General features: G+C 49.3%; 20 protein-coding genes. 2 read left to right on the top strand and 18 right to left on the bottom strand.

Annotated features, from left to right (window positions below; genetic code table 11):
• Nucleotides 1-70: 70 nt before the first annotated feature.
• Nucleotides 71-3,688 (bottom strand): helicase-exonuclease AddAB subunit AddA, encoded by a 3,618-nt coding sequence (gene addA, locus EAT1B_RS12735; RefSeq protein WP_015880962.1) that lies wholly within the window; start codon nt 3,686-3,688, stop codon nt 71-73.
• Nucleotides 3,666-7,103 carry a helicase-exonuclease AddAB subunit AddB gene (addB, locus tag EAT1B_RS12730; RefSeq protein ID WP_015880961.1) on the bottom strand — a complete coding sequence of 1,146 codons (3,438 nt, stop codon included), beginning with the start codon at nt 7,101-7,103 and terminating at the stop codon, nt 3,666-3,668. The genes addA and addB overlap by 23 nt, the downstream gene beginning before the upstream one ends.
• Nucleotides 7,104-7,261: 158 nt before the next feature.
• Here addB and EAT1B_RS12725 point away from each other — a divergent pair, with 158 nt between their 5' ends.
• Nucleotides 7,262-7,642, top strand: a complete 381-nt coding sequence (locus tag EAT1B_RS12725) for a truncated hemoglobin (protein ID WP_015880960.1) — start codon at nt 7,262-7,264, stop codon at nt 7,640-7,642.
• A 55-nt stretch (nt 7,643-7,697) separates the two neighbouring features.
• Entirely contained in the window at nt 7,698-8,084 is a 387-nt protein-coding gene (locus tag EAT1B_RS12720) for a hypothetical protein (protein WP_015880959.1), read from the top strand.
• A gap of 28 nt (nt 8,085-8,112) precedes the next feature.
• Here the strand turns inward: EAT1B_RS12720 and EAT1B_RS12715 are convergent, their stop codons facing one another.
• The 16 genes from EAT1B_RS12715 to EAT1B_RS12640 all read right to left on the bottom strand — a co-directional run bounded on the left by EAT1B_RS12715 (nt 8,113) and on the right by EAT1B_RS12640 (nt 25,544).
• On the bottom strand, nt 8,113-8,523 hold the full coding sequence (locus EAT1B_RS12715; RefSeq protein WP_015880958.1) for a hypothetical protein: 411 nt from the start codon (nt 8,521-8,523) through the stop codon (nt 8,113-8,115).
• A 127-nt stretch (nt 8,524-8,650) separates the two neighbouring features.
• Nucleotides 8,651-11,719: an efflux RND transporter permease subunit gene (locus EAT1B_RS12710; protein ID WP_015880957.1), complete on the bottom strand. Its 3,069-nt coding sequence runs from the start codon at nt 11,717-11,719 to the stop codon at nt 8,651-8,653.
• Nucleotides 11,720-11,805: 86 nt separating this feature from the next.
• Nucleotides 11,806-12,276, bottom strand: coding sequence for a competence protein ComK (locus EAT1B_RS12705; protein WP_015880956.1), 471 nt, complete (start codon nt 12,274-12,276; stop codon nt 11,806-11,808).
• 127 nt (nt 12,277-12,403) lie between these two features.
• The gene (locus tag EAT1B_RS12700; protein ID WP_237708239.1) at nt 12,404-13,744 is read right to left on the bottom strand and encodes a HAMP domain-containing sensor histidine kinase; all 1,341 of its coding nucleotides are present in this window, start codon (nt 13,742-13,744) and stop codon (nt 12,404-12,406) included.
• Nucleotides 13,745-13,770: 26 nt separating this feature from the next.
• Nucleotides 13,771-14,433: a response regulator transcription factor gene (locus tag EAT1B_RS12695; RefSeq protein WP_015880954.1), complete on the bottom strand. Its 663-nt coding sequence runs from the start codon at nt 14,431-14,433 to the stop codon at nt 13,771-13,773.
• A 311-nt stretch (nt 14,434-14,744) separates the two neighbouring features.
• Nucleotides 14,745-14,951, bottom strand: a complete 207-nt coding sequence (gene copZ, locus EAT1B_RS12690; protein ID WP_015880952.1) for a copper chaperone CopZ — start codon at nt 14,949-14,951, stop codon at nt 14,745-14,747.
• Nucleotides 14,948-17,059 (bottom strand): cation-translocating P-type ATPase, encoded by a 2,112-nt coding sequence (locus tag EAT1B_RS12685; protein WP_015880951.1) that lies wholly within the window; start codon nt 17,057-17,059, stop codon nt 14,948-14,950. The genes copZ and EAT1B_RS12685 overlap by 4 nt, the downstream gene beginning before the upstream one ends.
• Nucleotides 17,060-17,070: 11 nt before the next feature.
• A complete protein-coding gene (locus tag EAT1B_RS12680; protein WP_015880950.1) occupies nt 17,071-17,373 on the bottom strand; it encodes a metal-sensitive transcriptional regulator in 303 nt (100 codons plus the stop codon).
• Nucleotides 17,374-17,464: 91 nt separating this feature from the next.
• Nucleotides 17,465-19,012, bottom strand: coding sequence for a long-chain-fatty-acid--CoA ligase (locus EAT1B_RS12675; RefSeq protein ID WP_015880949.1), 1,548 nt, complete (start codon nt 19,010-19,012; stop codon nt 17,465-17,467).
• 100 nt (nt 19,013-19,112) lie between these two features.
• A complete protein-coding gene (locus tag EAT1B_RS12670) occupies nt 19,113-19,586 on the bottom strand; it encodes a PTS sugar transporter subunit IIA (protein WP_015880948.1) in 474 nt (157 codons plus the stop codon).
• Nucleotides 19,587-19,732: 146 nt separating this feature from the next.
• Nucleotides 19,733-20,722: a lipoate--protein ligase gene (locus tag EAT1B_RS12665; protein ID WP_015880947.1), complete on the bottom strand. Its 990-nt coding sequence runs from the start codon at nt 20,720-20,722 to the stop codon at nt 19,733-19,735.
• Between the two features lie 71 nt (nt 20,723-20,793).
• Entirely contained in the window at nt 20,794-21,681 is an 888-nt protein-coding gene (locus tag EAT1B_RS12660; RefSeq protein WP_015880946.1) for a Cof-type HAD-IIB family hydrolase, read from the bottom strand.
• 87 nt (nt 21,682-21,768) lie between these two features.
• On the bottom strand, nt 21,769-23,154 hold the full coding sequence (hemG, locus tag EAT1B_RS12655; RefSeq protein ID WP_041917990.1) for a protoporphyrinogen oxidase: 1,386 nt from the start codon (nt 23,152-23,154) through the stop codon (nt 21,769-21,771).
• Nucleotides 23,147-24,076, bottom strand: a complete 930-nt coding sequence (gene hemH / locus EAT1B_RS12650) for a ferrochelatase (protein WP_015880944.1) — start codon at nt 24,074-24,076, stop codon at nt 23,147-23,149. The genes hemG and hemH overlap by 8 nt, the downstream gene beginning before the upstream one ends.
• The gene (gene hemE / locus EAT1B_RS12645; protein ID WP_015880943.1) at nt 24,073-25,122 is read right to left on the bottom strand and encodes a uroporphyrinogen decarboxylase; all 1,050 of its coding nucleotides are present in this window, start codon (nt 25,120-25,122) and stop codon (nt 24,073-24,075) included. The genes hemH and hemE overlap by 4 nt, the downstream gene beginning before the upstream one ends.
• A gap of 116 nt (nt 25,123-25,238) precedes the next feature.
• Nucleotides 25,239-25,544 (bottom strand): MerR family transcriptional regulator, encoded by a 306-nt coding sequence (locus tag EAT1B_RS12640; protein ID WP_015880942.1) that lies wholly within the window; start codon nt 25,542-25,544, stop codon nt 25,239-25,241.
• Nucleotides 25,545-25,635 lie beyond the last annotated feature (91 nt).

Below are 25,635 nucleotides of genomic sequence, written 5' to 3'. Positions count from 1 at the left end.
TCGAATGTGAATGTGCACATAAGAAAAGAGCAGTGTCATATAACTGACATCGCTCTTCATTTATTCACATTTATTTAGTCGACACGGTCACGATTCCTTGTAGATCAAGTGAGTAAATCAAAGTCCGCTCGACCCGAATATTCCAAATCGTCTCGATTGCCTCTCGATATAATTGTAATTGAATCGCATATCGCTCTCGTAACCGCTCATGTGCGTCTTCCCGGGAATCGGATAAATGCGTGACAGCATCCGATTTATAATCCAGGAGCACATACGAGTCCCCATCGAAATACAGACAATCGATAATCCCTTGGATCAAGACATGCTCATCCGTGAAGTGTCCATCCGGATTGACGCGTTCGGCCGGCACCGTGTAGGTGAAAGGTAGCTCTCGCCATGCCGTCCCGCGCTCTAGTGCATCGGCGAGCGCTTGACCAACTTCCGTTTGGAAAAACATCTCGATATCCGGGATGGCGAGGCGTGCTGTCTCTGCCTCGACCGGACTGAGCATCCCTTGCATTTCCCATTGATTGATTTGATCGACAATCGGTTGATTCGGATCAGCCAATTGGAAAATCAAGTGTAACGTCGTCCCGCGCTCCGCACCGGTCTGTTTGACTTGACGCCATTTCGGTTCGCGATAAGGAGTATCGATCGGACGTACCGGATCTTCGAAGGCGGCTTGTTCGAGTTGCATCGCCCGCTTCAGTTCGGTCACCGTCTGTTTCGCCGCCGTACGCACCGCATCCCGTGCAGGGTATTCGTAGGTCAAAGCCCGCTTAACGGCACGAATCGTTTCCTCTTCATTTTGAATGGGAAAATCAATTGCTTCAAATCGCTGGACGTGGTGCAACTGTGCCATCATCTCTTGTAGAGTCGCAATCTCCGCAAGGTCCGCTTCTCCGATGACACGATAAATCCATGAAGTCGATTCTTGGAAAGTAGAGGGAACCGTGAAGCCGAATGATTCGATAAACGAAGTGGCACTCGGAAGGCGTAAAAGCGCCGGTGCAATCCAATCGAGATACGTTTTTGCCTCTCGCCTCGCCTCACTCGCCAATAGATCTCCAGATTGACCGACCTGAAGCCATTGCTGAAGGTGTTTGAGTGGTTCGCCTACCGTTCCCACGAGAATCAATTTTTCTTTCGCACGTGTCAAGGCCACGTAAAGCACGCGCATCTCTTCCGCTTTCATCGTCGCATCTAAATCTCGTCGAATCATCTCTTTCACGAACGTCTCCGATTTCGTACGTGTCACGACGTCAATCGCATCGAGTGAGATGCCGTACTGTTTGTGGAAAATGACACGTTGCATTTGATCGCGTTTATTAAATTGTTTTCCGAGTTGGGCAACAATCGTGACCGGAAACTCAAGTCCTTTCGACTTGTGCACGGTCATGATACGAACGACGTTTTCCTCGTCCCCGAGCGACCGCGCCTCTGACAAATCTTCACCAGTATCCTGTAGTCGGTCCATCACACGTAAGAAGCGATAAAGACCTCGATAGCCACTACGCTCATAGGCTAGGGCCCGGTCATAAAGTGCCTTCAAGTTTTCCTGCCGCCCTTTTCCTCCAGGTAATCCCCCTGAGAAGTCATAAAACCCGGTGTCATTGAATAACTGTTGAATCAATTCCGACAGGCTATGATTTCGTGCATAAGTACGCCAACGGGAGAGGCGGTCAAGCATCTCGCCACATTTTACGCCAAGCTCATCATCGTCATCCGCTTTCGCCTTGAGCGCCTCATAGAAAGAATCTTCTGATTCAAGTCGAATCCGTGCCAATTCACCATCATCAAAACGGAACATCGGGGAGCGCAGCGCACCGGCAAGTGGGATGTCTTGAAGTGGATTATCAATCACTTTCAAAAGTGCCAGGATCATCCGAATCTCGGTCGCTTGAAAATACCCGCCATCCGAGTCGGTGTAGGCCGGAATATTGTACTGTGTCAAAATATCCATCAATTGCTCCACACGTTCTTTTTTCGAACGAACGAGAATCACGATATCCCGATATTCACAGTTTCGGAGTTGACCAGTTGATTCATCCGTCACTTTAAACGGTTCGTCTCCCGATACGAGTTCTAAGATGCGCGTAGCGATCGCCCGTCCTTCTACTTCTTGCTTCGATAACTCACGACTCGCGCCATCGACTAAAATAAACTCAGGGTCCGCCGGAATCGGTTCATACTCACGTCCAGGAACAAGTTGGGCCGCCTCATCATATGCGATTTCGCCGACCTCTTCGTCCATGAGTTGGACGAACAAATCATTGATTCCGTAGAGGACTTCGGAACGACTTCGGAAGTTTTGAGAGAGGTCGATCCGCTTCCCTGTGTTCGCCTGTCTAAAGCGCGTCGCCTTATCGATGAAGAGACCCGGTTCGGCATGGCGGAATCGATAAATCGATTGTTTGATGTCGCCCACCATAAATAAATTCCCGATTTCTTCTCGTTCATTCGCGACCAGATTGATGATCGTTTCTTGAATCTCGTTCGTATCTTGATATTCATCAACGAGTACCTCAGCGAAGCGTTCTTTATAAAGCGCCGCAACATCGGACGGTCCCCCATCTTGTCGTAAAATGGCGAGCGCATAATGTTCCAAGTCACTGAAGTCGACAAAAGCACGGTCGCGCTTCGCTTGCTCATAGGCTTGGCCGAACGCACGGACCGTTCGAACGAGGGTTTCAACGAGCGGTTGTTGCATCGAGACGCTTTCCAATAAGTCCGCCCCGCTGACTCGAGCCTGTTCCACCGCTGCCGTCAATTTTTTCTTCGCTTGGTCGTAAGCTGGTTTGAGGACCTCGTGGTAAATCTGGTGCTCCTCTTTTTTCGGAACAGCCTTCATCGTGCCAAACTTCATCGCACGAGCCGCCGTCTCGAGTTCACTCCAGACAATGGTCTCCCCTTCAAGCTGTTCGAACGGAAAAATCGCTTGCCGGATGTTTTCAGACTGTGGCTCATACCCGGCGACCCGAAGCTCCGCTTCAAGTTTCCGAAGATCTCGTACGGCTTTTTCGATGTCATGCCAGAGCATCTGTCCAAACTCAATCAAGATTGCTTCCTCATCAGGATCTTCTCCGAACGTATACATGGACACGAGTTTGTCTAAATAAGCATCAGGATTTGGGAGAGTGCGCGCATAGTGGTATAAACCAAGAATCAAATCCTCGATTTCACTGTCACCCCGGTCTGACGTATACGCATCGACAAGAGCGAAGAAATCGGTATCCTGTTTCCCGTACTCTTCCTCAAGCACTTCTTCTAAGACATCATCCTGCAATAGGACGAGGTCCCGTTCTTCCGCAATCTTAAACGCCGGATCCAAATCTAATAGGTAGTAGTTCTCACGAATCACCTCTAAACAGAATGAATGGATGGTCGTAATGAGTGCGCGGTTCAACATTTGCCGCTGTTTTCGGACATATTCATTTGTCGGGTCGTCGCGTAACGCCTCTTCAAGTGCCTTTGCGATTCGTCGTTTCATCTCTGCCGCTGCCGCATTCGTAAAGGTGACGACGAGCATCCGGTCTGCCGTGAGTTCATCCGTTTCATCAAGCAATCGACTAGACAACCGCTCGACAAGGACTGCCGTCTTTCCGGACCCTGCCGCAGCCGAGACGAGCACGTGACTCCCTCTCGCTTCAATCGCGGCGAACTGATCATTCGTCCATTTCACGGTCATCGCCTCCTAACTCCTGAAATACCTCTTCTTTCTCAAGCTTCTTCAATTTACGTGGCGCATTCGAGAGCGCTTCGTCAAAATGACAGACACTCTGATACGGACACGTCTGACATGGACGCCGTTCTTTATATTCATAAGGTTCAACGTCAATTTTTCCTTTGTACATCTCCTCGGCACTCGCTTTGACGACGTCGAACGCATGGTTCATCAACTGTTCGAGCTGAGGAGGGGTCACAATCTTCTTCAAGGTGTTGGCGTCAGGGGTGCCATCTTTTTTATATTTGACCGGGATGACAATCGATTTTTTAGATGTGCCTTTCGCCGAGCGGTCCATCATCTCTAAAATTTCCGGGTCATCTACTAATAGCCCTTGCATCTGGTATGACTCCAATACTTTTTGACGCGTCTCTTCTTCAGAACTAGCAGGTGGAACGAGTGGTCGGTGCACGTGGAAATAGAGCGCCGCAGCAGGTGCCACGTTCTCTTTTGTCCACACCTCTGCTTGCTCAATCAATACCTTCAAATAGATGAGCATCTGCATCGCCAGACCGTAATAAATTTCTGCAAAGTCGACTTCACGTTTACTCGACTTATAGTCGACGATTCGGACGTATAGCTGGTCGTGGACCATCGCAGTGTCCACACGGTCGATTCGACCGACCAGTTCACAGGTCGCCCCGTTCGATAAAGTGAACGAAACGGGTGGAAATTGTCCGCTGCCGAACGCGAGTTCAAACGCTTCCGGGTCAAAGCCGTCTCGTTTGGATTGTTCAATCAACACTTCTGCCGTCTTACTGACGACGTCCGTCAATTTTTTCTTTAAGTAGGCGTAACGATTCGAACTCATCAAGATGGCATGCTGAATCTCTGGGGTCACGAGCTCGACCGCCTGCTCCGCTAAATGGGAGCACTCGTCCGGGGTGACATCTCGCCATTCCTTTCCGTCCATCTTCACCGTCTGCGACATATGTTCGATGGTCCGGTGGTATAGATTCCCGATATCCGGAGCCTCGAGCCGGTATAATCGTCGTTCCTTCAGACGCAAGCCATAACTTGCGAAATGTTTGAACGGACAGGCTTGGAACGTCTCAAGGCGGGAGACACTCGCCCGAATCGACGGAGTATATAAGGATTTCGCGACACGATCGTCCAACGATTCCGGGATGTTTTGATAGAAGAGGGCGCTCGTCAACAACTGGAGACGTTCCCGTCCATCTGGATGCTTCAACAGTTCATTGTAGACAGCAAACCACATATCTTGAATCGGATAATGACGACTCAACCGCTGAAGTTCAAGTGCCGTTACCGCCGCCGTCTGGTTCACATTCGTCAAGAAGGCGAATTGATCACGCGGTCGGTGCTCACCTGCTTCAGCAAAATGAGTCTTGATGACATTTTGGTGAAGTCGCGCCTTCAAGTCAGCGATAAAGCGCGCCGGTTGAACGGCTTTCCCCGTTCTGTCAACTAAGGCGTAGCTAATGTATAGCCGCTCGCTCGGCGCTGTCACAGCTTTGTATAAGTAATATGTTTCATCATCGAACAAATGCTCTGTCGCCTTGCCGGCACGAAGTCCATTCTCATGCATGAAATCCAAATCTTGATCGGTCAACAGTTTCGACTGGGTCGTGACAAGAGGAATTTGATCTTCATTCGCCCCGAGCAGGAAGACGACTTTCTTATCAATCAATCGACCACGCACATAATCCGTTATCGTCAATTGATCAAGCGAAGGTGGAATGAGCGCATAACGAAGACTATCTAGCCCGGTGTCCATCATCTGTAGGAACAAGTCCGTCGACAACGTCTCTTCCGGAGCTGCGGCCTCTAACTGTTCGAGCAAGTGCAAGACCGCGTCCCATACTTGAGTATGCTCACGCGCTTCGAGTAGTTCCGCCTCTTCAATCGCCTCATCGCGCCAGTGCGTCAAACAGTCTGATACGCCGACACGCTCTAGAAAGGCATACATGGCGTGCGTATAAGCCTGCATCGTCTTCGCCTGTTTCAAATCCGATAGCAACGGATCAAACGTTTCGATGACACGCTCCCGCGATCGATTCAGCTCAACCTCAATATCGAGTTCTTCGCTCGTGAGTCGCGCTTCTTCCCCGGAACGACGGCGCAATTGCCATTCGTCATGCCAATGGTAATGTTTGATTCCCCGCTCGATGACGAACGCTTCAAGCCGGTCAACGGACGTACGACGATGCACCGGATCGAGGACGACGAGTTCTGTTTTCAGGGCACGGAACACGGACTCTTCTCGGTATCCACGTAAAGCAATCTCAATCGTCGCTTTCAACAGTTCGACGAGCGGGTGGTCGAGCATCGGTTGCCGTTCATCAAGGAAGTATGGCAGTCCCATCTTTTGGAGCGCCTGAGATTCCAAATCACCATATTCGTCGAGTGAGCGTGACACGAGCGCAATATCCCGATAACGATACCCTTCTTCACGTGTCAGACGGATGACTTCTCGAACCGCCGCCTCCACCTCGACGGTCCGGTCGACTGCGGCATGTAAATCAATCCGGTTCTCTGAACCAGTGTAAGGTTCCGCCGTCAATTGGTCGAATGTGGCCTCAAGGTAACGGAGACTCGGATGCGTGTAACGATAGACGGTATCATACAGCTCGTCTCGAGAAGGAATCTGCCGTTCTGCCAACAGTTCTTTGAAACGCATGAGCGTCCGCTGCGTCGGTCCAAACAATGGATTGAGGCGATACAAGGAGACAGGATCGATTGTCAGCAACACATCGACATCGACCTTCTCTGCGAGTGCGACGAGCACCGCCAACTCCTGCTCTGAAAACTCGTTGAATCCGTCCACATAGACATGTACATCCGTCAAATCTGTCTCCGGAATGATTTGCAACATGACGTTGAAATAGTCTTCTGCATGGAGTGACTTGCCTTCCGTCATCTTTAAAAATCCTTCATAGATGATGGAAAGGTCCTGTAGCTTCAGAGCACGGTGCTGCGCCTGTTCGCTTAACCGCAACAAATGTTCCGGTTCAACAAGCCCTCGCTTCAACATCGAGATCAATTGGTTCAATTCTTCATAAAATCCGAACTGATTCATCGTACGGCGGAACAAGGTCAATCGTTCTTCGCTCATCTCGACGACCCTCCGTAACAACAAATGGGTCCCCGTCTGGTCTAAGAATTGATCTGTCGCTACGCCGGCATCTCGCATCATCAAAAAGGCGAGACGACGCATCGAAAGGACTTGAATACGCGTCGAGCCATGCAAACCATCGACTGTCGCCATTTTCTTTTCCATCTCAAACGACATTTGGTCCGGTACAATCATATAAATCGTCGGTCCGCTCGGGTTTTGTTTAAGTTCTTGAATGACCTCATGGATCATTTGTTCACTTTTTCCCGTCCCCGATCGACCAACGTGAAAGGTCACTGTCATTTTAGCGAACACTCCTTCCCTTTTTTCTTCATTATGAACCATCCCTAAGCATTTGTAGAGGGAAACCTCTTCTATACCTTATCCAAAAAAGTAGTAGCCTACATCATTCCCTTTTTCGATTGAAATCGATTAGACTGAACGTATGAGGGGGAATGTATGTGAGTGCCTATGAACAATTTGGAGGCGAACGTGGTGTACAACAGCTCGTTGACGCGTTTTATGACCTCGTCTATGCCGACCCAATTTTACTTCCACTATTTCCGGAAGATCAAGATCGAGTCAAACAGCACCAATTTGAATTTTTAACACAGTTGCTCGGCGGTCCAAAGTTGTATTCTGAACGTCGTGGCGGTGGAAACTTGGCGATGATTCATCATGAGCATCCCATTTCCGAGACACATGCAGGCCATTGGCTTGGATGCATGGAACAGGCGCTCAAGACCGTGGATGCCCCGGAATCGATCAAGCGTCAGCTATTTCAACGGTTGATCATGTCATCTTCGAATGTCGTCCGTGTTTGTTCGCATCATTTTGAGTAGTCACAACTATAAAAAGTGGGTATGATAGGAAAGTAAGCAAAGGAGGTCGTTTCACATGACAGAAGAAGAAAAAAAAGAAGTCGTCTCATCTGAGGAAGAGACGGAAGAAAAAGAAGAAACGGTAGTCCTCGCCGACGCGCTTGATGAAGCTAATGAAGCTGCTGAAGCAGAAGAAGATGAGGACGATGATGAGGATCAGCCCGAAGAGAAGAACATGGACCACATCAAAGGCGTCTTCAACTACGATCATGAAAATGGTCGTGAATACCGTGTCGTCTTTTACAACGATCGCAAAAACTTAGTGTTCCGTGAACTCGGTAATGGCAAGGTTGAATTTGTCGGCCGCTTCTCGGATGATGCATACGATGAAGAGAATGAAGCAGAAATGCGTGAACTCGGGCAACGTGAACTCGAGCGCATCCTCGCTGAACGCTTCAACTAAAAAAATCGCCGAAATTTCGGCGATTTTTTTAATTCTTCTTATTCCGTTTCTTTTTACGGAGTGCATAGGCGACACCGGCAATCCCACCGACGACCGCGAGTCCGGCAACGACCGGAACGAGAACACGTTTCGTCGGGATCATCTCTTTCACACGTTCATATGGCGTTGGTGTCGAGAATTCTAATTGTACGGCTGTATCACCATGTCCATGTGCCCGCGCCTTGCGTGATGCATCCGTGACGACCACACGCCCCGTCGTCCAACGACGATTGCCGTACTCGTCTACGTACGGGCGACGTACACGTTTCACATCACGTACCATCTTTCCACGTGCGCGATCTGGTCGAACGACGCGTTCACTCGACCACGAACGGCTCCCGGTCACACTGTACGCTGGTCGTACTTTGCGGCGATTGAGCCAAGTATATGAATCGTTCATCTTCAATTCCCTCCCATACTGTTCAAAACCTCTCTTCTAATTATACCCATACAACATCACCCAAAACATGTGACAAATGGTTCAAAAAAAGATGTGACACCATACGGCATCACATCTTCAAGCTAAATCATTCTGTAAACGGTTTGTCCTTATGACGACGTTTCGCCAAAATCAGGTAGTACGCCGGAACAAGAACGAGAGTCAATACAGTCGAGAATAGAATACCCGATACGATGCCGATCGCAAGCGGTTTGAAGAGCGGGTCTTCCCCAAGTGCGACTGGTAAGAGGGCAACGACTGCCGTGAGCGCCGTCAAGAGAATCGGACGAATCCGAGCGCGCCCTGCTTCGTAAACGGCGGTCGTGACCGGTAATCCTTCACGAATGCGTTGTTCGATAAACTCGAACAGGACGACTGCGTTCCGGACGACGATTCCCGCAAGCGAGACCATCCCCATCGATGCCATGAAACTGAACGGTGTCTGTGTCACGAACAATCCGACGACCGCTCCAGCGATCGCGAGATAGATTGTGAACAAGACGAGTAATGGCAACGAGAGTGAGTTGAACTGGAATGCGATGATCAAGTAAATCAAGAACAAGACGACGACGAACAATGTCGCAAGCTCTAAGAAGAACTCGTTCTGCGTGTCGCTCGCACCGGACTGGTCGAACGTGATCCCTTCATCCTCTAACCCCGACTTCGCGTCATCCAACACCTGCTCGACATCTTGTTTAAATGCCTCTTCATCCGTGCCTTCGCTTGCATAGATTTGGAGTGTGACCGAGCGCTCCCCATTCTCACGAGGAATCTGTTGAATTTGTTCTGTTGTCGTCTCCGTCACGAACGTACTGAGTGGGGCAACAGGTGGACCTGCTTCTGTTTGGACAGGAATTAAAATCTCGTCAAGGGCGAGTGCTTCGCGGTTCGCCTCTGCATCAATGACGATTTTCACGTCACGCTGTTCCACTCCGTCATCGAATGTACCAATCGGCACACCGTCTGTGACGAGACGAATCTGATCACTGATTGTTTTTGCCGTCACGCCAGCCCGTGCCATTTCCTCACGATTTAATTCGTATGTGAGTGTTTGGAACGGTTCTTTAATATTATCGAGGACGATGGCCCCGTCAATTTCTTCAAGGTCGGCCTTCACTTGGTCACGTGCAGCCACGAGTTGATCAATCGTCTCGCTGCGCATCGTGAATTCGACAGGTGCGGATGCCGGCGGTCCTTGTTGTTGCGTATCTAAGAAGATTTCGGCGTCCGGATAGTCTTCACGCAACACGTTCGTATACTTATCAATCAATTCGATGGCATCGATTGATTCGTTGTCGACACGAACGACCACTTGCCCCGTGTTTTCACCAGACTGATCGAGTCCACCCGTGAATAAACCAGGGAGACCGCCTCCAGCGAAGACGGATGTTTCCACGACACCCTCTTCTTCTTTAAATCTCGCTTCAATTTCTTCAAGACGTGTCTCTGTCTCTTCCAAATCCGTTTGAACGGGGAAGGTCACACTCGTCACGACTTCCGGACGGTTCGCGGCTGGGAAGAACTCAAACGGCGTGAGTAAAATCAAACCGTACAATGCCGTCGTGATGACAAATCCGACAATTCCAAACGTCCACGGACGCTTCGCGACACTCGGTAAGAGGCGGTCGGCGTAGAAATTACTGAGTCGGTTGAGCGGTCCGCCGAGCCAACCTGGTTCACGTTTTGATACTTTCACTTCTTTACGATTCAAACGATACTGCGCAATCGGTACGAGCGTCAAACTGATGACCATCGAGGCCAAGACAGAGAGGGCTAGAACCGTCGGCAAGGCGCGAATGAAGTTACCGTTTGCGCCCGATAGCAAGGTGAGCGGAAGGAAAGCAAAGACGACCGCGAGTGTCGACGTGACGATCGAGCCCCATACCTCTTTCGTTCCTCGGACTGCTCCAAGCATCGCCGAGTCTCCGTTACGATACCGTCGTAAGATGTTGTCGTTGACGACAATCGCATCATCAACCAAAATCCCTAAGGCGATGATTGCCCCGATAATCGAGATTTGGTTCAAATCGACCCCGGTAAACTGTAACGGGATCAAGGCGATCAAGAATGAGAGTGGAATTGCCAGACTGACGATAATCGAGCCAGAGAATGTTAGACCAATCGTCGTCACGGCAATGACAGCAATGATGGCGACAATAAATTCACGCGTCAGCGATGAGAAGATCGCATCGACCGCTTTTGCCTGCTCATAATATGGAACGAGCTCAAAACCGTCTAAGTCTCCAAGACCATCTTCGACTACCTCGTTGACACGGTCTTGCATCGTTGGAATATCCAAGCCCGACTCAATCGGAACTGTAATCGAAACAGCCGGCTTTCCGTCTAATGAAACGAGATCGGTTTCACTTTTCGCTGTCTCTTCGACCGTCCCGACATCTGCTAGTAAGACCGGTTCCCCATTGAATGAGCCGACGATGACTTGCTCCATATCGTCTACATTCGTCAAGTTATCGATTGCCAGTTGATAAATCCCCTCTTCAGTCGATTGACGGCCGAGCGGTGTCGTCTTGTATTCTTCGTTAATGGCCGTCAATACGTCCGGGAAGGCAAGCTGACGTGAACTCAGCTCTTCCGAGTCAAGTGACACGACATACTCCTGCTCTGGTAACCCTTTGATCGTGACTCCCGTCACGCCATCCGTTCGCAGAAGTTTCGACTCTAACTGTTCGATGTCTGATCGAACATCCTCGAACGATTCACGATCGTCTGCTGTCAATAAGTACGATGCGACAGGTAACTGCCCGAGTGAATCATTGACCGTTGGCGCGAGCGCGTTTTCAGGAAGTTTAGGCGTCGCATCCGACAACGCTTGTCGAACGTTCGCCTGAAACTCTGCCTGGTCGGTGCCGTCCGCGTATTCGACCGTGATGTTCGAAAACTCTGAAGCCGAGATCGACGTCACGTTCTCCACGCCTTCTAGACTACGCAGTTCTTCTTCTAATACACCGGTAACACTTCGTTCAACCGTTTCCGCTGTCGCACCAGGATACGGTGTTTGAACGAGTACGATATTGATCCCGGTTTCCGGAATCTCACGTTTAGGGAGCTGGAAGAACGTCAGCACGCCCACGACGATTGCGACGAGAAGAAACACGATAACCAGTTTCCCTCGCTCAATCATTTTTTCAAAAAACATAAAAACCCCTCGCTTTCGGAAGATGTGCAAATACACATATGATATCTCTTCTTCATCATAGAGGGGTTTGTCATTGAATTCAATCCTTAAGCGTGTTGCAATGTGCTGTCATGGAAACGTTTTTGAAAAGCGTACGATAATTCGATTGACCGTTGTTTTTGTCTCGACACGGTATGGTCGGACACGTGAACCTTGACCGATTCCCCCGTCAAAAACTGAATGAGAGTCTCTTTTCCGTCTTTCTTGATGGCCGTCACGTGTTGAAAGTTGATCCACGCACAATCTGGACTTTCTTTGGCAATCGTCGGAAAGAAGACGGCATCCGCATGCCAATCCATGACGACCGGTGTCTTTCGATGTGGTCCGAGGACGTGTCGCGCTGCCTCGATTCGACCTTGAATGCTCGACCCGTAGTATAGACACGCGTGTTCTAATAAGTCGATTGGCGACCCTTTTACTCGCATGACGCCTTCTGGTTGATACACAAGTGTTTCCGCTTCGCCAAACTCGTTAAATACAGGAATTAAAGCTCTCGTTTCATTGGTCAATCTGCTCATCTTTTCATCCCCCATAACGTATGTAATGACTTACATGTCATTCATACCAGGATTCGATGCGCCCCGCAAATCGGCTTTTGTCTATTTCCCATGAAAAAACCAGCCGTTTCCTGGCTGGTTTTGAAAATCAAGCATTCGAATTTAAAGGTTGGTTCGACTTGAGTCGGGGAAAGTAAAATCGCACTGCTGTTCCGTCTCCCGTATTTCGTAGAGACACTTCCCCTGTGTGAAGTGTCACAATTCGCTGCACGATGAACAGACCGAGTCCGAACTTCCCTTGCTTCCCTCGAGAGAATTGGTGGAACAAGTCTAAACTCTCATCAACTGGCGGTCCGTCGTTAAAGATGGTGATTTCAACGCCAGCGTCATCTTGGTGGAGGTCGATGCGAATGCAAGATTCCGCGTAACGGAGTGCATTGTCGAGCACGTTCTCAAATGCGACCCGGATTTGTTCCCCGTCTCCAAGCATCTCGCCGCCTTCGCCATTGATTTCCCAATCGAGCTGGCCTCTAAGTTTGAAGCGCGCGACGAGCAGTTCCATCAACTTGTCGAGATTAATTGGTTCAAGTTTCATTTCCTGTCCCTTGAAATATTCAAGTTTTGTGACGTACAACAAATCGACGACTTTCTTTTCGAGTCGAGACGCTTCCTCATCAATGACCTCGGCAGAACCTTTCAAGTCTCCTGTCGGATAAATACCGTCGCCAATCGATTGGGCATATCCTCGAATGACCATGATCGGTGTCTTTAAGTCATGCGATATGTTTTGAAGCAACGCCTGTTGTGCCAGGTCTTGCTCTTTCAACTCTTTTCGCATGGCATCAATCGAGTGAGCCAATTGGCCGAGTTCATCTTGACGATCTAGTGGTAAAGCCGTCTCCCATTGTCGGTTCGAAATCTTCTCAACGGCCCGTTCCATCTCCACGATCGGTTTCGTCAATTGCCGCGACATCAACAAGGCGGGGATAAGCGATAAGAGACTGATGATACCTATCAGAATCGATATTCGCAAATATAATGTCGACACCAACTCACGACGATAGGCATCCCAAGCGTAGGAGGCCTGATACACAATCGTTCCATCGTACTCATTTTGACGAATGATGTAATAGACGTCTTCCCCATCAATCGTCGTCTGATACCGCTCGACCTGACCACTTTGATTTAACGCTTCCTGATACATGCGGTTCGTCAATTCAAGCGGGGCCGATCCGTAGATGATCCGTCCGTTCGGGAGAAAGATCAATTGGTTGACCGAACGGGACTCCTGTTGGCGTCGGTCATACTCAATCGGGTTTTGGGGATAGTTCTCTAACTCATTCGTGTTCCCTAAATAATAGTCCACATCTCGTAACGTCTCATACACTTGTTCATCGATGAACTGGGTGATGGATGAACGGACCGTAATCAAGATCATGAGCGCAAGCGTCACGATGATGAGTAAGATGAGCACCCAAATCTTCCACATGAGACGTTTCGGTTTAAGCGCGTCCATCATGGTCTGACGAGACGGTAGCCGATACCGTAAAGCGTTTCGAGCTCAAGGCGATGCAATTTCTTTCGGACACGACGCACCAAATCATCGACGACGCGGTCCGATCCGAAATAATCATTCCCCCAAACACCTTCTAAAATTTGCTCACGCGACAATGCGGAGCCCGGATGTTCGAGGAAGAGTAGCAGTAAATCGAATTCTTTCGAAGTCAAATCGATCTCTTCGTCTCCGTGCTTGATCAGACGTTTATCCGGATAAATGGTGTACTCTCCGTATTCGATATGCTCGTTCGACTTCGAACCGTAGACACGATCAATCAATTTTTTGACACGGATGACAAGTTCCCTTGGAAGGAACGGTTTGGCGATGTAGTCATCCGAACCCATCTCGAGTCCGATGATTTTGTCGATATCCTCATCGCGCGCCGAGATGAAAATCGTCGGCGTATTCGCATTGACGGCTTTGATTTGTTTCAACAATTGAAAGCCATCCAAGTCTGGCAACATGATATCGAGCACCCATAAATCCGGTTGATCTGGAATCGCTTCTTGTGCAGATGTCCCGTCCGCAAATGAGCGAACGTTGTAGCCTTCCTGTTCTAGATACGTGACGAGCATTTTATTTAGGTTTGCTTCATCGTCGACTAAGTAAATTGTATACATTCAAGTCACCTCAACACGTTTTTTCTCATCATATCAAACAATTGTCGTGAAATGATGGGAAAGAAATGAAGTCAAAGAAAAAAGAAGGCAACGAAATTGCACCTTCTTCAGCGTACTGAATTTGTTCGTAACTGTTGCGTCAAAAATGCCGCGCCCCCACTAATCAACGCCAACACTCCACTGATCATGATCAATTCCATGATGTCCGCCTCCTGTTGATACCGATTCTCATTATCAACTTAAATATAGCACACATCCTTTTCGTTGAATACCACAAAAAAAGTCCCGATTTCACTCGGGACTTACCATGATTATGCTTTTACGTCGTATCCTTGTTCTTCGACTGCTTCCACCATCGCCTCAAGTGAGACAGAATCTTGATGAATCACGTCGACTCGATGCTCTTGAAGCGATACCGTCGCTGATTCGACGCCATTCAATTCATTTAATGCTCCTTCAACGGCAGCTTTGCAATGATTACATGTCATACCTTCTACGGTTAACGTTGTTTCTTTCATGATGATGATCCTCCTTGTGTTTTTAATCGTAATGCGTTCAAGACGACAGACACCGAACTGAACGCCATCGCCGCACCGGCAATCCATGGGGCAAGTAACCCCGCTGCAGCGACCGGGATGCCAAGACTATTATAGGCGAGTGCCCAGAACAAGTTTTGACGAATGTTCTTCATCGTCAACCGGCTCATATTCATGGCTCGACTCACGCCTTCAATGTCTTGCCCTACAATTGTAACATCTGCCGCCTCGAGCGCGACATCTGTACCACTTCCGAATGCAATCCCGACGTCCGCCACCGCAAGCGCCGGGGCATCGTTCATGCCGTCCCCTACCATGGCGACGCGACCGGATTGTTTCAATCGCTCAATCTGCTCCGCCTTCTCGACAGGAAGGACTTCGGCAATGACTTGATGATGAGGGATGCCAAGTTCGTCGGCAATCGCGTAGGCGACTTCTTTCCGATCACCCGTCAAGACGTACACGTCACGCGTTTGGCTAAGGGCTTGCACGACTTCACGACTTTTCGATTTCAATTGATCTTGTAGCCCGAACGCCGCGACAATCCCGCTCTCATCCGCAACGTAGACCGGGGTCATCGCCCCCATCGACCAATCTGGCACGTTGTATCCGAGCTCTTCCATCATTCGAACAGACCCGATGATGAGTTTGTTCCCATCAACGACCGCTTTGACTCCTCGTCCGGCCAACTCTTCCACTTTCGTCACGACACCGTCGCCGACTTCCCGACCGATGGCAGCTGCCAAAGGATGCGTCGATTGCCGTTCTGCCATGACGGCACGGCGGAGCATCGCTTCATCTCCGAACGTTTCCACCACTTCCGGTGTCCCGTTCGTCAATGTCCCTGTCTTATCAAAAACAACGATGTTTGATTCATTGAGTGATTCGAGTTGCCCCCCACCTTTGAACAATACACCTTGCTCTGCCGCTCGTCCCGTTCCGACCATAATTGATGTCGGCGTTGCCAAACCGAGGGCACACGGACAGGCGATGACAAGTACGGCAATCGATGCCCGAATGGCCGTATCGATATCATTTAATAGGAATGCCCAGATCACGAACGTGAGGGCACTGATGGCTACGACAATCGGCACAAAGACACCCGAGATGCGGTCAGCCTGACGTTGAATCGGCGCCTTATCCGTTTGTGCCTGTTCGACGATACGTACGATTTGAGCGAGCATCGTCTCTTTCCCGACTCGTTCCGCCCGCATGAGAATGCGATGGGACTGATTGATTGTTCCGCCGACGACTTCGGCGTCGACCGTCTTCTCCGCTGGAATCGATTCTCCTGTCAACATCGACTCATCGATGACTGTCTCTCCCTCGATGATTCGTCCATCGACCGGAATTTTCTCTCCCGGACGCACGACGAGGACGTCACCTACTTTGACGAGTTCGACAGCGACAGACCGTTCTTCACCATCAACGAACAGGATGGCTTCTTTCGCCTGAAGCGACAAGAGTGATTTCAACGCATCGGTCGTCTTCTCTTTCGCTCGTCCTTCTAACCACTTCCCGAGTAAGACGAGCGTGATGAGGACGGCACTCGTCTCAAAGTAAAGATGTGGATTCATCGGGTGTACGATCATTTCAAAGATGGAGTAAAAGTATGCGGCAGACGTCCCCGTCGCGACGAGCACGTCCATGTTTGCCGAACCGCTCTTCAAGCTCTTATATGCCCCTTGATAAAACTGCGCTCCAATCCAAAACTGAACGGGGGTCGCCAGGGCGAATTGCCACCATGGGTTCATCAGCCATGGTGCATGAAATCCGAGTCCAGGGATATGCGTCAACATGATGAGGAGTAATGGGGCCGACAACAGTGCAGAGATGATGACCTTCCGCTGCAATGGGCGCAAGTCATGCGGCGGTGCCATCTCTACTTTCGGCTCGGCTCCGTATCCGATTTTCTCAATCCGAGCAATCAGCTCTTCTTCTGTAATACCCTCATCGACACGAATGGTTGCTGTCTCAAGCGGAAGATTGACCGTCGCCTCCACTCCGTCCATCTTGTTCAATACTTTCTCAATCCGTGCCGAACAAGCCGCACAGGTCATACCTTGTATGGATAACTCAACGGTTTTCATGACATTCCTCCTTATTTTTTGATGCGGCTGACGATTGTCATCAATTCATCAATGTAAGGTTCCATGTTTTCCGTCTCGCTTGCGTGAACCAAACACTTGCGCATATGACGTTCTAACAGTTGCATCTCGACTTGCTTCAGAGCGGCCTGAATGGCTGACGTCTGTGTCAAAATATCGACACAATAGCGGTCGTTCTCGACCATTTTTTGAATCCCTCGGACTTGTCCTTCGATTCGTTTTAGACGTTTCCCGAGTGCCTCCCGTTCGGCATCATCCCGCGGAACGAGTGGTTGGTCATGCATAAATTCATCCATGTTGATCACCTCACCATTAATATACCCCTACCCCGTAACAGTGTCAAATAAAAAGAATAATAAAAGGGCGAACTAAGTCGCCCCTCTCTACTCAACTATTTTGGAATGCCTCGCTCTTCAAGACGGTTCGTAAAATCTTTCCGGTCGTGTTTCGCGGAAGTTCTTCGATGATTTCAATATAAGTCGGCTGCTTATATTTCGCTAACTTTGTTTGTGTATATGCACGGATCTCTTCTTTCGTGACACCGTCATGTTTCGTGACGACGAATGCCTTCACCGCTTCTCCTTGCTCCGCATCCGGTACACCGATGACGGCAGCTTCGACGATATCCGGATGTTGATACAATACTTCCTCTACCTCACGAGGGTATACGTTATATCCCCCGACGATGACCATATCCTTCTTCCGGTCGACGATATAGAAGTAACCATCCTCGTCACGTCGCGCCAAATCGCCCGTATAGAGCCATCCGTCCCGAAGTGTCATCATCGTTTCTTCCGGTAATTTGTAATACCCTTTCATGACGTTCGGTCCTCGTACAATCAACTCTCCGACTTCACCGACGCCGACTTCTTCCCCAAGCTCGTCGACGACTTTATTTTCGACATGAACGATGGAAGGGCCGATTGACCCGGCTTTACGCTCGCCATGGAGCGGGTTGAAGCAGGTGACCGGTGACGCCTCCGACAGACCGTATCCTTCAAGAATCTTGCACTCGAACATCTGCTCAAACGACTCGAGCAATTGAACCGGTAAGCTTGCTCCGCCTGATACGAAAACGCGAACATGCTTCAATGCAGACGTGTAGGCCGGTACTTTCATTGCCGTCTGTAACAAGAAATTGTACATCGTCGGCACACCGGCAAATAACGTCACACGGTGCTTTGGTACTAGATCGAACACATCTTGTGGTGAGAACTTCGGTAAGATGACAATCGTCGCCCCTCGAAGGAGTGGTGCATTGACGATGACCGTCAAACAGAAGACGTGGAACATCGGCAATGCCGCCAATGCCTTATCCTCTGGAGTGATGTCTAAATACTCTCCGATCGAATGTGCGTTTGAGAACAAGTTTCGATGCGTGAGCAGAGCCCCTTTCGGTTTTCCGGTCGTCCCACTCGTATAGAGGATGACGGCAACTTCATCCTCGTCGACTTCGATGAACGTTCCTTCCGCTTCGGCAAACGCTTCTGCGAATGGGATGAATTCAATCGCCCCTTCCCGCTTCAATGCTGGAACATCGGCATATGGAACGGAAATCACAAGTTTTAAGTGAGGCAACTTCGTGAGTGCCGCTTCCGCCTGCGCGACGAGCGGTGATAAGCCAACGATTCCCTTTACATCCCCATCAAGTAGAATGTAGGCCATTTCATCAGGCGTGTATGTAGGGTTGATCGGAATGACGACCCCTCCACGTGACAACACTGCGAAATATGCAATCAGGAACGCAGGGCTGTTTCCGAGAACGATGGCGACGTGATCGCCTTGTCCAATCCCTTTTTGCTCAAGCGTCGACGCCATCGCCTTGACTTGCCCATAAAACTGTCCGTAACTCACCGTGTCTTCCCCAAACACATACGCTGCTTTCTGCGGGTGAGCAATCACTACTTCTTGTAGTGACTTGACTAAGTTTGCCATGGTAATCCCCCTTTAAATGAATGATGATTCACTTTTGAGCCATAAAAAAGAGCACGTCGTCCGCGCTCTTTTCAATTACTTCTATTGTACATGAAATGTTTCAATAAGAAAACGCTTCCAAAAAGTTCGTCTGCAAGTGGAACAATCCGGCGCGACTTTTCACGTGGACGAGCGCTTGAAGGGATTCATCATCCATGAGCAAATCATCAATCAGTTTATGATAGCCCTGTTTTTTCGATTCATTCGTAGCCGTAATGAATAAAATCGCTTTCGCTTGAATCGTTTCTCCCGTGATGGTTTTTACTTCACACGGATTCAACAGGTGAAGCAGGGAAATACCGTCTCGTTTCGCTATAGAGATGGGAACATCAATGACCGCAACTGGCACAGCGACATCACTTACCCCGGAAGGAATAATCGATTCTTGATCGAGAACAACTCGCGTAAATGAAGAACTGACCACGCCTTTTCGTTCCAATTCAAGACCTACCGCCATCATCGCACGTTCAAACGTTGATTGTTCCGTCACCCACATCCGACTCGGGTCCATCCATTCACTGAGCCTTCGATACATAGTGATTCCTCCTATTTTTAATCAGCCGCTACGAAAGCGCTTGCACAAATTATGATACGCCTTCTCCCATCGAGGCGCAATCCGTATGATCAACGTTCACGAAACTGCCAAAAAAGGCGACCTCCGTAGAGACCGCCATGACTAACTTAACTAATCAAATCGACTAATTCCTCGAGCTCGACATTTCCGAAGTAATGTTTCAAATCGAGTTGCATCAATTGCTCACGGATGGCCGCACGTTCGAAACGCGTCCCAACGAGCGCTTGCTCGACGTCTTGGATGTCACCGACACCAAAGAAATCTCCGTAAATTTTCGCTTCTGTAATCGTCCCTTTGTTGACGTTCAAGCGGACATCGATTGTTCCGATTGGGAAACGACGTTTCGACTCAACATCGAACTTCGGCGACTTACCAAAGTTCCAGTCCCAGTTCGCATAGCGTTCTTTCGAGATATCATGGACGATTTCCCAATCCTCGTCACGAAGCACATAGCGTTCCGGTTGTTCTCCATCATAAATCGAATGGAGGAGCGCCTCGACGAAATGTTCCATCTCCATCTCACGCTCTAAAAATTCAGTGATGTTCGCCACACGGCTACGAACGGACTTGATTCCTTTTGAACGCATTTTCTCTTCCGAGACGTTAAGCGAGTTCACGACCTCTTCGATGTTCGAGTTGAACATGAGCGTCCCGTGGCTGAACATGCGTCCACGCGTCGTGAATTGGGCGTTCCCGCTGATTTTACGCTCACCGACCTGAATGTCGTTACGACCCGTCAGCTCTGCCTCGACACCGAGGTTACGAAGCGCATCCACGATCGGTTGTGTGAACTTCTTATAGTTGTTGAACGAGTTGCCATCGTCTTTTGTGATGAAGCTGAAGTTCAAGTTTCCTTCATCGTGATAGACGGCGCCGCCACCAGAGAGACGTCGAACGACATCGATGCCATTCTCTTCGATGTACTTCAAGTTGACTTCTTCTGATGTGTTTTGGTTCTTCCCGATGATGATGGATGGACCGTTAATATAGAACAGGAAGTAATCTTCATGATCGACGTTCAGATGTTTAAGGATATACTCTTCGACCGCCAAGTTAATCTTTGGGTCGCGGATATCCGGATTAAAAATAAATTTCACAGTTTATTTCCTCCTAGTCGGATGTTCGTTACTCGTATTATACGAAACGAGACGAGTTCTCGACAAATCTTTTACTTCCACTCACCTGTCATCACGCGCTTCAATGCGTTCGCCACACCATACTCATCATGACGCTCGGTGACATGGTCACTGATGGCAATCAAGTCTTCGTGGCTATTGCCCATCGCAATTCCTTTTCCGGCCACTTTGAACATCGGCACGTCATTCAAGTTATCCCCGATGACGACGACTTCAGATAAATCGATGCCATAGTGTTCAGCAAGTTTTGTCACACCGTTCCCTTTATCTGCACCGTGTGCCATCACTTCGATGTTGTCATTGCCTGAAGACGTGACATACACTCCTTCGACTTGGTCTTCGATTTCTTTCCAAAGCCCGTTCATCTTCTCGAGATGACTTGAGAACGCGATGAACTTATAGACACGTCCTGCTTCTTCACGAATGAAGCCCTCGATGTCATCAACAATTTTGACGTCTTCATTGACGTAATAGCGATTCTTAAAGAATTCGTACATCTCGAGCGAGCGGTCGTCACCATTCGCTTTCAAGTTTTTCATCGATGCTTCAATCAAGTCGCCACGGCTCGCTACGAGTCCCGCTTCTGTGTACATTTCGTAAAAGACGTCCGCATACTTGTCATCTTGATGAAGGACGTTGATGACTTGAAGCGCCTCATCAATCGTCAAATCGATTTCGTGAAGGACTTCTCCCGACGTGTCGAGCACGCGTCCCCCATTCGACGATACGATTGGGCAAGAGAGTCCGACCTCGTCTAAAATCTGTTTCGCATTCACATAGTTGCGCCCCGTCGCAATCGCAAAGCGAATTCCTGCCGCCTCTGCTTCACGAACGATCTCCGCTGTCTCATCCGCGATTTTGGTGTGGTTGTGCAAAATCGTACCGTCCATGTCTGATACAAAAAGTTTATACGTTGCCATCTTCCATCACTCCTTTTTCTCTTTCGCTTCTAACTATAACAAAAAGAGAGGGTTGCGGAACAATCCGAACCCTCCCTTCATCAAATCTCAATTTTTTTCACGCAATGCCTTCACTTGTTCCCGAATACTCTTCACACAGTCCGGCATCCCAATTCCGTCATAGGCGATTCCGGCGAGAATGACGCCTGGATATACCCGGCTCATCTCGGCTCGGAGTGCTTTGACACGGTCCGCATGAAAGACCGCATAAGGAGGCAGTCCATCACGGAGTCGACTGACGACGGTTTGAACCGGTTCACGATGAATGCGCATCAGGCCACGGAGATCGTGTAATGCCGTCTCGATGATTTCTTCATCGGATGCTTCGACGATATCATCTGCCCCCGGACGACCTAAAAAGACACGAAGGACGTGATATCCTTCCGGCACCGCATGCGGCCATTTCTGGTCGATGAACGTACATGCCGTGATTGTCACATCCGCTTCTTGACTCGTCACGAACCCTGTCCCGACGAACGGAAGCTCAATATCTTCTTCTTTGAATACAAGCGAGCATGTGGCCGTCGCATGTGGCTTCATGTCCGCCAAAAAGTCACTGTCGACTTTCGGGAGGAACTGACGAATGAGGCGCGGTGGGACCGTCAACACGAGATGGTCCGTGTCGATATCTCCGCGATTCGTGAATAGACGGTACCCGTCCTCACGTTCGGATACTTGTTCGACGGAACAGTTTAATACGATTTCAGTACGTTCCAACCGTTCTGCCAAGCGGTCTGTCAGTGATTTGAGTCCACGTTTCAACGAAGCGAACTGACCGACCTTCTTTGCCCCGACTTCTGCGACTCGTTGTTCCGGTCGTAAGTGTCGCATCCCTTCATACAAGTTGCCGTATTTCTTTTCTCCCTCGATGAACTGCGGGAATGTCGACATCGCACTCATTTGATCGATGTCTCCAGCATAGATACCAGAGAGTAACGGTTCAATCAATCGGTCGACAATTGGGTCCCCGACACGCTCACGAAGGTAGAGGCCGAGTGAGACGTCCGAGTCTGGCACTTTTACATCTGGAGGGGACAGTAACATCTGCTTCAAGTCCTCATGCTCTTCCTCCGAGAGCAACGTCGTCTCACGAAACGCATTGACGTCGAGCGGGATCCCCATCACCGTCTGCTTCGGAATCGGGTGGAGCCCGTCATGATGAAGGACGTAAGCTTGACCGACTCCATTGCGAACGAGTTCATCGCCTAAACCGACGTCTTCAATCAATTCCGTCATCGCAGTCTTACGAAAGACATACGAGTCCGGACCACGTTCCACCGCAAACTCGCCCGTTTCATACGTATCAATCTTTCCTCCGAGGCGATCCGTCGCCTCAAGCAACGTGATGGTCACGTCTTCCGGCAAATAACGCTCTGCATAAAAAGCGGCGGTGAGACCTGTGATCCCACCACCGACAATCGTGAATTTACGCATGATGCACAATCACGCTTTCCATTCGATCCGCGATGGCTTCGATGAAGCTTCGCTCTGCATTTGGCATAGCTGGACGTGCGTAGTGAACACCGAGGCGGTCACAGACAACTTTACACTCGACGTCGTTATCGAACAATACTTCGAGATGGTCTGCAACAAAGCCGACCGGCGTATAGACGAACGCCTCGTAGCCGTACTTTTCATAAAGTTCAGCCGTCAAATCTTGAACATCCGGTCCAATCCATGGGTCCGGCGTGTTTCCTTCTGACTGCCAACCAATCTCATAATGCGGGACGCCTGTTTCAATGGCAATTTTATCAGCTGTTTCTTTCAACTGATCCGGATACGGGTCGCCACCAGCCAAGATTTTCTCAGGAAGACTATGCGCTGAAACGATGAGACATGTCTTTTCAGCCGGTACTGGCAATGACGCATACGTATCGTTAATCGCATTCGCCCACCATTTGATAAACTTCGGCTCATCATACCACGACTCTACCGAACGAATGTCGATGCCATACTTCGCTGCTTCTTCATGAGCACGTCCGTTGTATGATTTGACGCTATATGACGAGTAATGAGGTGCTAAGACAACCGATACCGCCTCTTTGATGCCGTCGTTCGCCATTTGCGCGACCGCGTCTTCTACGAACGGTTCGATATGCTTCAATCCGATATACAGTTTGAACTCGATTTCACCTACATGACGCTCGTTCAAGATGTCACGAAGCGTCTCCGCTTGATCGATCGTGATTTTTGCGAGTGGAGATACACCACCAATCGCTTCGTAACGTTCCGTCAAATCTTGGAGTGCTTCCGGTGACGGTTTGCGTCCGTAGCGAATGTGCGTGTAATACCGCTCGATATCTTCTGGTTTGTACGGTGTGCCGTACGCCATGACAAGTAGTCCGACTGTTTTCATGATTCGTTGCCTCCCATTTTTTCGCGTGAGTAGTCGTGAATGAATGCCGTCAATTTGACGAGTACGGCCGGGTCGACTTCAGGGAACACCCCATGTCCCAAGTTGAAGACGTATCCTGGCTGTTTCATTCCTTCATCTAAAATTTCCTTAACCTTCTCTTCGATGACCGGCCATGGAGCTAACAAGAACGACGGGTCTAAATTTCCTTGAACCGCCTTTGTAATACCACGGTCCCGTGCTTCCTGTACCGACAGGCGCCAGTCAAGCCCGACCACATCAAGTGGAAGGTCGTGCCATTCTTCGATTTGATGGCTCGCTCCGACACCATGCATGATGAGTGGAATGTCGAGTGAACGTAGTTCTTTAAAGATACGCTCCGTCGTCGGTTTGATGTAACGTGCATAATCTTTGCGGCTGAGCGTCCCGACCCACGAATCAAACAATTGGAACGCTTGAATGCCGGCATCCGCTTGCGCCTTCGCATACGTGATGACCATGTCGCCGAGTTTTTCCATCAATGCATTCCATACATCCGGTTCTGCATACATGAGTGCTTTCGTACGATGGTAGTTCCGCGACGGTCCCCCTTCGATCATATAGCTCGCCAATGTGAACGGTGCGCCTGAGAAGCCGATAAGCGGAACTTCTAATCGTTCCCGTAGTAGACGAATCGTGTCAAAGACGTATGAGATATCTTCCGGGTTTAACGGTTTCAAACGTTCCACATCTTCCATCGTTCGATACGGATTGTCGATGACCGGTCCAATCCCGCTCTTGATCTCGACATCGACTCCCATAGACGGAAGTGGCGTCATAATGTCCTTATATAGAATGGCCGCGTCGACTCCGAGTTGTTTCACCGGAAGTTCCGTGACATATGCACAAAGTTCAGGATCATGCGTGATCTCGAATAGTGACCTCGTCTTTTTAATCTCTCGATATTCCGGTTGGTAGCGTCCGGCTTGGCGCATATACCACACAGGTACATAGTCTGTCGCCTCTCCTTTAAACGCTTTTAAAATAGTATCGTTCATACGTCGCGTCATTCCCCTCTAAATTTCTCCTACACTCTTTATTCTCGTGTTTGTGAACTCAAAAACATTATACAGAAATTAATTAGAATTATGCTAATGTGAAGCATTTTCATTGTGTTTTCTTTGTGTCATTTTTTTGTCGGAAATGTTCGGAAGGCTGAATTCAACTGACCCCGAATCAAATCATCCCGCTGTTTCGCCGACAAACGTCGTTCTCGTTCTTTAATATCTTGAATTCGCCATCCATCTTCTAGTTTGGTCGCCACTTCGACTAAACGTTCCACGTCATGGAAAGAATATTTACGTGAACCACCTTTTGTACGTTCCGGAAAGACGAGACCTTTTTCTTCATAATACCGAATTTGGCGCTCTGAAAGTCCCGTCAACTCAGTCACAACACCCATCCCGATTACTTTCTTCGATTTATAGTCCATTCAGCCTCGCCTCCTTAATAAAAAAACTATGTCAGATAATCTGACAAAATGCAATCCAGCATGCAATTTTCGTTTTACACTGAAGTCAACT

This window comes from Exiguobacterium sp. AT1b, assembly GCF_000023045.1.
Classification (GTDB): Bacteria; Bacillota; Bacilli; order Exiguobacteriales; family Exiguobacteriaceae; genus Exiguobacterium.
This window is presented reverse-complemented; position numbering and strand designations above follow the sequence as displayed.

Coding starts and splice junctions, on each gene's coding strand:
- addA (WP_015880962.1), bottom strand. CDS start 3,688: ATGACCGTGAAATGGACGAATGATCAGTTCGCCGCGATTGAAGCGAGA.
- addB (WP_015880961.1), bottom strand. CDS start 7,103: ATGACAGTGACCTTTCACGTTGGTCGATCGGGGACGGGAAAAAGTGAA.
- EAT1B_RS12720 (WP_015880959.1), top strand. CDS start 7,698: ATGACAGAAGAAGAAAAAAAAGAAGTCGTCTCATCTGAGGAAGAGACG.
- EAT1B_RS12715 (WP_015880958.1), bottom strand. CDS start 8,523: ATGAACGATTCATATACTTGGCTCAATCGCCGCAAAGTACGACCAGCG.
- EAT1B_RS12710 (WP_015880957.1), bottom strand. CDS start 11,719: ATGTTTTTTGAAAAAATGATTGAGCGAGGGAAACTGGTTATCGTGTTT.
- EAT1B_RS12705 (WP_015880956.1), bottom strand. CDS start 12,276: ATGAGCAGATTGACCAATGAAACGAGAGCTTTAATTCCTGTATTTAAC.
- EAT1B_RS12700 (WP_237708239.1), bottom strand. CDS start 13,744: ATGTGGAAGATTTGGGTGCTCATCTTACTCATCATCGTGACGCTTGCG.
- EAT1B_RS12695 (WP_015880954.1), bottom strand. CDS start 14,433: ATGTATACAATTTACTTAGTCGACGATGAAGCAAACCTAAATAAAATG.
- copZ (WP_015880952.1), bottom strand. CDS start 14,951: ATGAAAGAAACAACGTTAACCGTAGAAGGTATGACATGTAATCATTGC.
- EAT1B_RS12685 (WP_015880951.1), bottom strand. CDS start 17,059: ATGAAAACCGTTGAGTTATCCATACAAGGTATGACCTGTGCGGCTTGT.
- EAT1B_RS12680 (WP_015880950.1), bottom strand. CDS start 17,373: ATGGATGAATTTATGCATGACCAACCACTCGTTCCGCGGGATGATGCC.
- EAT1B_RS12675 (WP_015880949.1), bottom strand. CDS start 19,012: ATGGCAAACTTAGTCAAGTCACTACAAGAAGTAGTGATTGCTCACCCG.
- EAT1B_RS12670 (WP_015880948.1), bottom strand. CDS start 19,586: ATGTATCGAAGGCTCAGTGAATGGATGGACCCGAGTCGGATGTGGGTG.
- EAT1B_RS12660 (WP_015880946.1), bottom strand. CDS start 21,681: ATGGCAACGTATAAACTTTTTGTATCAGACATGGACGGTACGATTTTG.
- hemG (WP_041917990.1), bottom strand. CDS start 23,154: ATGCGTAAATTCACGATTGTCGGTGGTGGGATCACAGGTCTCACCGCC.
- hemH (WP_015880944.1), bottom strand. CDS start 24,076: ATGAAAACAGTCGGACTACTTGTCATGGCGTACGGCACACCGTACAAA.
- hemE (WP_015880943.1), bottom strand. CDS start 25,122: ATGACGCGACGTATGAACGATACTATTTTAAAAGCGTTTAAAGGAGAG.
- EAT1B_RS12640 (WP_015880942.1), bottom strand. CDS start 25,544: ATGGACTATAAATCGAAGAAAGTAATCGGGATGGGTGTTGTGACTGAG.